General features: G+C 31.9%; 8 protein-coding genes. 2 read left to right on the top strand and 6 right to left on the bottom strand.

The window, feature by feature from the left end:
• The 4 genes from Q0Q96_RS10790 to idi all read right to left on the bottom strand — a co-directional run.
• Window positions 1-315, bottom strand: a 315-nt coding sequence (locus Q0Q96_RS10790; RefSeq protein ID WP_366069201.1) for a type I phosphomannose isomerase catalytic subunit, incomplete at its 3' end; no start/stop codon positions are given.
• Window positions 316-335: 20 nt separating this feature from the next.
• A complete protein-coding gene (locus Q0Q96_RS10785) occupies window positions 336-785 on the bottom strand; it encodes a peroxiredoxin (protein WP_293875240.1) in 450 nt (149 codons plus the stop codon).
• Complete coding sequence (locus Q0Q96_RS10780) at window positions 785-1,195, bottom strand: 6-carboxytetrahydropterin synthase (protein ID WP_293875238.1); 411 nt, start codon at window positions 1,193-1,195, stop codon at window positions 785-787. Before Q0Q96_RS10780 ends, Q0Q96_RS10785 begins: the two co-directional genes overlap by 1 nt.
• 58 nt (window positions 1,196-1,253) lie before the next feature.
• Window positions 1,254-1,781: an isopentenyl-diphosphate Delta-isomerase gene (gene idi / locus Q0Q96_RS10775; protein ID WP_293875244.1), complete on the bottom strand. Its 528-nt coding sequence runs from the start codon at window positions 1,779-1,781 to the stop codon at window positions 1,254-1,256.
• 162 nt (window positions 1,782-1,943) lie between these two features.
• Here idi and Q0Q96_RS10770 point away from each other — a divergent pair, with 162 nt between their 5' ends.
• Entirely contained in the window at window positions 1,944-3,059 is a 1,116-nt protein-coding gene (locus Q0Q96_RS10770) for a bifunctional methionine sulfoxide reductase B/A protein (RefSeq protein WP_293875236.1), read from the top strand.
• Window positions 3,060-3,130: 71 nt separating this feature from the next.
• On the opposite strand, the gene Q0Q96_RS10765 is transcribed toward Q0Q96_RS10770, so the two are convergent.
• Both Q0Q96_RS10765 and Q0Q96_RS10760 read right to left on the bottom strand, forming a co-directional pair.
• Entirely contained in the window at window positions 3,131-4,711 is a 1,581-nt protein-coding gene (locus Q0Q96_RS10765; RefSeq protein WP_293875234.1) for an NADP-dependent glyceraldehyde-3-phosphate dehydrogenase, read from the bottom strand.
• 100 nt (window positions 4,712-4,811) lie between these two features.
• A complete protein-coding gene (locus Q0Q96_RS10760; RefSeq protein WP_293875232.1) occupies window positions 4,812-4,988 on the bottom strand; it encodes a hypothetical protein in 177 nt (58 codons plus the stop codon).
• 309 nt (window positions 4,989-5,297) lie between these two features.
• Here Q0Q96_RS10760 and Q0Q96_RS10755 point away from each other — a divergent pair, with 309 nt between their 5' ends.
• On the top strand, window positions 5,298-6,185 hold the full coding sequence (locus Q0Q96_RS10755) for a hypothetical protein (RefSeq protein WP_293875230.1): 888 nt from the start codon (window positions 5,298-5,300) through the stop codon (window positions 6,183-6,185).
• Window positions 6,186-6,191 lie beyond the last annotated feature (6 nt).

Genomic DNA, 6,191 nt, shown 5'->3' with positions numbered 1-6,191 from the left:
GTTTGGATGCACCTGAATGGATAAATCTTCACGTGCATCAAGGTATTTGAAAAGTAATGGAAATTGTTTGCCAAAAACCGAGTACACTTTTGTTCCCAAAACAGCTTCAGGAAATTCATCAATCAGTTCGTTAAGTGATTTTCCTTTGAGTTCGCCTTTGGCTACTATACTAACATCATTTTCTACGGTAGAAATTTCCCAACTTTCGCCCGTATTGTTGGCAAATATTGGTTTGTCTAGGTACGCTTTTAATTTGGTTCCGCCCCAAATTCTTTCTTTCAAAATGGGTTCAAATTGCAACGGATATAATTTCATCTTAAATGATTTTTGCAAACTTACATTCTTTTCAGAATCTCAAGTGCTTTTTGAATATGAATTTTGGAAGAAGAGTTATCAAAAATTAACTGGATAATTCCTTTTTTATCAACAACATAGGTAGCTCGTCCTGGTATTAAACCAAGAAAATCATTTGGCACTCCAAATAATTTTCTAATTTTTTTATCAAAATCAGAAAGCAAAATGAATGGAAGTTTGTAACGTGAAGCAAATTTTTGATGCGATTTTAAACTATCACTGCTAATACCAATAACTTCTGCACCTAAATTTTTGAATTCTTCATAGTTATCGCGGAACGAACAGGCTTGGATGGTGCAACCTGGCGTATCATCTTTTGGATAGAAATAAATAACTAGGGGTTTCCCTAAAAAATATTTGATGTCAAAAGGTTTTGCATTTGCATCTATCGAAATAAAATGAGGAATTTTATTGCCTACTTGGAGTTCCATTAGTTGCCCTTATAGGTTACAAAGTTTCGTGGAGTTTCATATAAAACAACTTCCAAATCTTTGTCATTAGTAATAAATGGTCGAAGTTTTTTCCAAATTACAACGGCTATATTCTCGGCAGTTGGATTCAAATCTTTAAAGTCTAAAACATCAAGATTTAGATTTTTATGATCAAATGCATTTTCTATATGCTCCTTTATCAAATCGGATAAAATTTTTACATCAATCACAAATCCTGTCTCTTGATCAACATCGCCAGTAACCGAAACAATTAACTCATAATTATGACCGTGAAAGTTGGGATTATTGCATTTGCCAAATACAGCATCGTTTTTCTCCATCGACCAATCTTTACGAAATAAGCGGTGCGCGGCATTAAAATGTGCTTTTCTTGATACGGTAACTCTCATGGAATTTTTGATTTTTGATTAACGATTTTTAATTTTTGATGTATTATGAAATGTGCGATTATAATTTATGTTCTTCTAAATAATGATAAAATTCGTCAAAAATAATTTTAAACCAAACGGTGTATATCGTTGGATTCTGGATCATTTCATTCTTTATATCTTCTATTTTCATCCATTTCCAACTTTCGACTTCATCTTTGTTTATTTGTGGTTCCCCATTGTAGTATCCAATCATTACATGGTCTAGTTCATGTTCGGTCAAACCATTGTCGAATGATGCTTTATATATAAAATGAAACAGTTCTTTAAGTTCGGTTTTAAAACCCATTTCTTCATATAATCTTCGAATTCCAGCTTGAATATTAGTTTCGCCTTCGCGCTGATGACTGCAACAAGTATTAGTCCATAACAGCGGTGAATGATATTTGTGATGGGCTCGTTGTTGCAACATGATTTCATTGTTTTCATTCAATACAAAAACCGAAAACGCACGGTGCAAAGCAGCTTTCTCATGTGCTTCTAATTTGTTCATTAATCCGATAGGTTCGTCTTGTTTGTTGACCAAGATTACTTTTTCTTCTGTCATAATTCTTATTAAGCATCCAAAAATACAAAAAAAATTAAGTTTTATAGATTTGGCATTTTGAACAAGCGTTAAACTTTCCTTAAATAAAAGTAATTTATAATCTTCATGATGTTTTGACTCGTACATGTAACGTAAATTTGTACACTGTTAAAAACAAATACTATGAAAAAATCATTTGTAAACTATTTACTTTTGTTCCCTATGTTTATGCTGAATGCATGTGGACAAAACAATAAAAAAGAAACTAAAACATCAAAAACCACTGTTATGGAAAACGTAATCTCGAAACCTGAAAATCCTTATTATTCCAATACGGATACAAAAAAATTAAATGTAAGTGATGCAGAATGGAAAAAAGTTCTAACTCCTGATTTGTATGCTGTAGCCCGGCATGCTGATACCGAAAGAGCCTTTACTGGCACTATGTGGAATTCAGAAACCAAAGGAACCTATTATTGTGCTGCTTGTGGTTTGAAACTATTTAAATCAAACCAAAAATTTACTAGCAGTTGCGGATGGCCCAGTTTTTTTGAACAAGAAAATAAAGAAAGCGTGGTTTTTAAGGTAGATAATTCCTTTGAAATGCAACGTACAGAAGCACTTTGTGGAAGATGCAACAGTCATTTAGGACATTTGTTTGATGATGGTCCAGAGCCAACTCGTAAACGGTATTGTATGAATGCTATTTCTTTAGATTTTGTTCCCGATGGGGTAGTTTCTAGCGAAAACAAAGGAAATACCGAGACCATTACTATTGGCGGTGGATGTTATTGGTGTGTGGAAGCTGTCTATGAACAATTAGATGGCGTTCAAAAAGTAGTTTCTGGTTTCTCAGGTGGTACGGTTGCCAATCCGAGTTATGAGGAAGTTTGCACCGGCAGAACTGGCGCTGCAGAAGTGGTTCAAATTACTTACGACAAAACAAAAACTAATTTGGATGAAATTTTTCATGTATTTTTTACAGTTCATGACCCAACAACGCTTAATCGTCAGGGTGCTGATGTGGGAACACAATATCGATCTGTGATTTTTTACAAAAACGAGGAACAAAAAAAAGCAGCTGAAAGTATTATTTCAGAATTGAATTCGAAAAATGTTTATCCTAGTAAAATTGTTACTTCTGTTGAACCCTTTAAGGCTTTTTATAAAGCAGAAGACTATCATCAAAATTATTATCAAAATAATCAAAATCAGCAGTATTGCCAAATGGTAATTCAACCCAAACTGGAAAAATTTGAAAAGCTTTTTAAAGATAGATTGAAAAAGAAACACCAGTAAAAATTTTCATATAAATGCCCTCAAATAGTTTAGAACTTTTTGGGGGCATTCCATATTTGAGAAGTTTTGAATTATAAAATATAATCCGTGTTGATAAAGTTAGATTCCTTGCTGTCCAATAGCGCTTGCAAGATTTCGTTGTTATAAGCATTGTCTTTTGAAGCCACAAAGGTTCGAATAGAAAAGGAACGCAGTGCATCATGTATGCTCAAAGTTCCTACTGCAGAATCTTTTCTTCCTGTAAACGGATAAACATCTGGGCCACGTTGACACGAACTGTTTAAGTTTACACGGCAAACTAAATTAACCAATGTGTCAATAAGCGGCGCAATGGTTTTAATGTTTCGACCAAACAAACTTACTTGTTGTCCGTAGTTCGACTCCGCCATATCGTTTAGCGGCTCTTGAATGTCTTTGAAAGTTAATATAGGAATTACAGGTCCAAATTGTTCTTCGTGGTACACACGCATATCTTTATTAACAGGAAACAAAACCGCAGGAAAAATATAATTATCCGAACGTTCTCCACCTTTTGTATTAATGACTTTCGCACCTTTAGCTTTTGCATCATCAATTAGCTCCTGAATATAATTTGGTTTTTCTTTTTCTGGCAGCGGAGTCAATGAAACATCTTTCTCCCATGGGTTTCCAAACGGCAATGCATCTACTTTTTCGGCAAATCTTCTATTAAATTCTGCTGCGATAGATTCATGCACATACAAAATTTTTAAAGCTGTACAACGCTGACCATTAAAAGATAAAGTTCCCATGATACATTCTTGAATAGCCAAATCTAAATCGGCATCAGGAAGAATAATGGCTGGATTTTTGGCTTCCAATCCTAAAATCAAACGCAGACGGTTTTTATTTGGATGCAAATCCTGCAAAGCTATTGCTGATTTACTGTTTCCAATCAAAGCCAAAATATCTACTTTCCCTGATTTCATAATTGGTGAAGCCACATCTCTTCCTCTACCATAAACTATATTGACAACGCCTTTTGGAAAACTACTTCTAAACGCTTCGAGCAATGGGGAAATTAATAAAACTCCGTGTTTTGCAGGTTTGAAAATTACAGTATTTCCCATGATAATGGCCGGAATTAGCAATGAAAAAGTCTCGTTCAAAGGATAATTATAAGGCCCGAGGCACAGCACAACTCCCAATGGACCTCTACGAACCATAGCATTCACGCCTTGGCTTTTAGAAAAGCGAGCACTATTTCTGTCTAACTGTTTATAATCTTCAATCGTGTCATAAATATATTCGACCGTTCTGTCAAATTCTTTCTCAGAATCGCATAACGATTTCCCGATTTCCCATATTAAATATTTTACTACTTCGCTTCGGGTAGCTTTCATTTGAGTAACAAAATTTTCCATGCATTTGATTCGGTCAATGACTTTCATCGTTGGCCACAATCCTTGTCCGTTGTCATAAGCAGCAACAGCCGATTTTACTACTTCATCTGCGGCAGCTTCACCCATAGTTGGAATTGAACCTAACAATGTTGGTGCATAATTTTCAGTTGAGGAAATGGTAGAATAAACTTCGGACGTTTCTCCTGTCCATTTTTTTAGTTGACCGTCACCTAAATAAGTATCTTGATGTAATAAATTGGTAATTTTAAATTCCTTGGGTATTAAATTCATTTTTAGAGGTGACTTGATTGATTACAATTTGAGATAATTTTATGTTTGAATCATTTAAAAAATCGAGTGAAATAGTAAATTGAAACTTATAAAATATCCATTAATCTGAAACTAAACTTTCTAAATAAGCCAATAACCGAGATATAATTCCTCTTTTTTTTGATACATAATCTTTTTTTTCGGCGTTATTTTCAAAAGCCCGGAAAGTAGAGATAAAAAAACTAATAAAACAAATTAGCACAACTCCTGTGAATATAAGTATATCTAAATTTTTCATTTACTTTTTTAGTTTTAAATTAAAAAAAATTAATAAGCCAACAATTGTTGGTGGCCAAAGACCAATGAAAATGGCTTTTCGAAAATTATTTTCAACTAAATAAAGATATTCAGATATAAAAATTAAACAAATTACCACGAACAAAATAAACAATTCAGATTTCTTGAATTTATTAAACATAATTATTATTTTATTTAAGTTTTTAATTATCAGGTGTTAATCTTTTTAACAACATAACTTCTGTAAATTTACAAATAAAATCTAAAATAAATTGTTTAATATTACTTAAATTTTGTTAAACAAAATATTATGGTAAATTCAAACAAAATAGCTGCTGATTTTTACAATTATTTTTTGTCTGAAAAAGTGAAAGATAAAAGTGAAAAAATAATAGTTTACATTGCCATTTCAAGCTTTATATTGCACTTACTTTTAATTGGAATGGTAAATCTTAATCTAATTGCTGTAAATGATCATTCTAAATTATTAAGTAATCCTATCTCGGCAATTTACACCCCATTTTCATTTATACTTATATATGAGGTTTATCTTTTACTATATTATTTACCAAAATCGACTTCAATTTACATAGGTAAACAGTATGAAATAATTTCGCTGATTGTAATCCGTCGAATTTTTAAAGATTTGTCACATTTAGAATTTTCGCCAAACTGGTTTGCATCAAGAAATGATGTTTTATTTACTGCAGATTTAGTTGCAATTCTTATATTGTTCTTTCTAATATTTGTTTTCTACAAATATGTGAAAAATAATACTTCAATTCCTGTTGAAAATTTAAACCCAGAAATAATTAAATTTATCACTTTAAAAAAAATTATTGCCACGTGTTTAGTACCAATATTTTTAGTTTTATCATTTTACAGTCTGGGGCATTGGCTGCATGATAGTTTCTTTTCTTTGAGTAAAATTGTAACCGAAATTAAAGACATCAATAAAATATTTTTTGATGATTTTTTTACAATTTTAATATTGGTTGATGTTTTACTGCTTTTATTTTCGTTCTTTCATTCCGATAAATTTAAAGGTGTCATAAGAAATTCTGGTTTTATTATTTCAACCATCTTAATTAAATTATCTTTTGGAACAGAGGGATTATTGAATATAATACTCATAGTAACCGCGGTATTATTTGGTGTATTACTTTTGAAAATTCATAATTTATATGAAAGAAATTAAAAATAA

Source organism: Flavobacterium sp. (genome assembly GCF_025352015.1).
Taxonomy (GTDB): domain Bacteria; phylum Bacteroidota; class Bacteroidia; order Flavobacteriales; family Flavobacteriaceae; genus Flavobacterium.
This window is presented reverse-complemented; position numbering and strand designations above follow the sequence as displayed.

Bases quoted from the DNA above. Each gene is read 5' to 3' on its own strand.
- Q0Q96_RS10770 (WP_293875236.1), top strand. From the start codon at position 1,944: ATGAAAAAATCATTTGTAAACTATTTACTTTTGTTCCCTATGTTTATG.
- Q0Q96_RS10780 (WP_293875238.1), bottom strand. From the start codon at position 1,195: ATGAGAGTTACCGTATCAAGAAAAGCACATTTTAATGCCGCGCACCGC.
- Q0Q96_RS10785 (WP_293875240.1), bottom strand. From the start codon at position 785: ATGGAACTCCAAGTAGGCAATAAAATTCCTCATTTTATTTCGATAGAT.
- Q0Q96_RS10765 (WP_293875234.1), bottom strand. From the start codon at position 4,711: ATGAATTTAATACCCAAGGAATTTAAAATTACCAATTTATTACATCAA.
- idi (WP_293875244.1), bottom strand. From the start codon at position 1,781: ATGACAGAAGAAAAAGTAATCTTGGTCAACAAACAAGACGAACCTATC.
- Q0Q96_RS10755 (WP_293875230.1), top strand. From the start codon at position 5,298: ATGGTAAATTCAAACAAAATAGCTGCTGATTTTTACAATTATTTTTTG.
- Q0Q96_RS10760 (WP_293875232.1), bottom strand. From the start codon at position 4,988: ATGAAAAATTTAGATATACTTATATTCACAGGAGTTGTGCTAATTTGT.